Below are 1,886 nucleotides of genomic sequence, written 5' to 3' on the forward strand. Positions count from 1 at the left end.
ACCTCCAGGAACGTGGACACACCCTCCCCGGCCAGCCACTCCACCGCATCCGCGAAGCGGACCGCTTCGCGGACCTGACGCACCCAGTACTCCGGCGTACCGAACTCCGCACCCGCCACACCACCCGACAACGTCGACACCACCGCAAGCCGCGCCGGCCCGAACGACACCCCCTCCACAACCCGCCGGAACTCCTCCAGCATCGGCTCCATCAACACCGAATGAAACGCATGACTCACCGACAAAGCCCGCGTCCGCCGACCCAGCCCCCCAAACCGCTCCACCACCCCCTGCACGGCTCCGGCCTCACCCGAGACCACCACCGAACCCGGAGCATTCACCGCAGCAACGGAGACACCCTCGGTCAGATACGGGGACACCTCCTCCTCCGAGGCCTCCACCGCCACCATCACACCGCCGCCGGGGAGCGCGTCCATCAGCCGGCCACGCGCCGCCACCACACGACACGCATCACCCAAAGACAGCACACCGGCCACATGGGCAGCGGCGATCTCCCCCACCGAATGACCCACCACGAACCGCGGCACCACACCCCACGACTCCACCAACCGGAACGCCGCCACCTCAAACGCGAACAACCCCGCCTGAGCCCACACCGTCCGATCCAGCAAGTCCCCGTCCGGGGCCCACACCACCGACGTCAGCGGCGCCCCCAGCAGCGGATCCAGCACCTCACACACCGCATCCCACGCCCCCGCGAACACCGGGAACGCCTCATACAAACCCCGCCCCATACCCAACCGCTGCGCACCCTGACCCGAGAACAACACAGCGACATCAGGCTCTTCAGCCCCCGCCACACCCCGCACCACACCCGGCACATCCGCACCCGACGCCACCGCCCACACCCCCGCCACCAGGTCCGCACGCCCGTCACCCACGACCACAGCCCGGTGCTCGAACACCGACCGACCACTCGCCAGCGAGAACCCCACATCCACCGGATCCAGCAGACCGTCGGCTTCAACCCGCTGACCAAGCCGTACGGCCTGCTCCCGCAACGCCGACTCACTCCGCCCCGACACCACCCACGCCACCGGACCGGACTCCCCCGCCCCAGCCGCACCGTCGGTCTCGGGCTCGGACACCTGCTCCAGAATCACATGCGCATTGGTGCCACTGACGCCGAAGGCGGAGATGCCCACCCGTCGCGGACGGTCGGCCTCCGGCCACTCCCGCGCCTCGGTCAGAAGCTGGACAGTGCCGGACGACCAGTCCACCTGATCCGACGGCTCCTCCGCATGCAGGGTGGCGGGAAGAACACCGTGGCGCATCGCCTCGACCATCTTGATCACACCGGCGACGCCTGCGGCGGCCTGCGTATGACCGATGTTGGACTTGACGGAACCGAGCCACAGCGGACGCTCCTCCGACCGTTCCCGGCCGTAGGTGGCCAGCAGGGCCTGGGCTTCGATCGGGTCGCCGAGACGGGTGCCCGTGCCGTGTGCCTCGACGGCGTCGACCTCGGCCGCGTCGAGTCCGGCGACGGCCAGGGCCTGCCGGATCACCCGCTGCTGCGACGGACCATTCGGAGCCGTCAGCCCATTACTCGCACCATCCTGATTGACCGCACTGCCCCGCACCACAGCCAGCACCCGATGCCCAAGCCGCTCAGCATCCGACAGCCGCTCCACCAGCAGCACACCCGCGCCCTCACCCCAGCCCGTACCGTCCGCGTCGACCGAGAACGCCTTGCACCGGCCGTCCACCGACAGCCCCCGCTGCCGCGAGAACTCCACGAACGACAGCGGCGACGACATCACCGTCACACCACCGGCCAGCGCCACATCGCACTCGCCGGACCGCAGCGCCTGCACAGCGAGATGCAGCGCGACCAGCGACGCCGAGCACGCCGTGTCCACCGT

At 69.7% G+C, this 1,886-nt stretch carries 1 protein-coding gene; it reads right to left on the minus strand.

What is annotated here, in order from left to right:
- A partial coding sequence (locus tag AOK08_RS33520; RefSeq protein ID WP_157876900.1) for a type I polyketide synthase occupies positions 1-1,886 on the minus strand: 1,886 nt, incomplete at both ends.

This window comes from Streptomyces graminilatus (assembly GCF_001418565.1).
Classification (GTDB): domain Bacteria; phylum Actinomycetota; class Actinomycetes; order Streptomycetales; family Streptomycetaceae; genus Streptomyces; species Streptomyces graminilatus.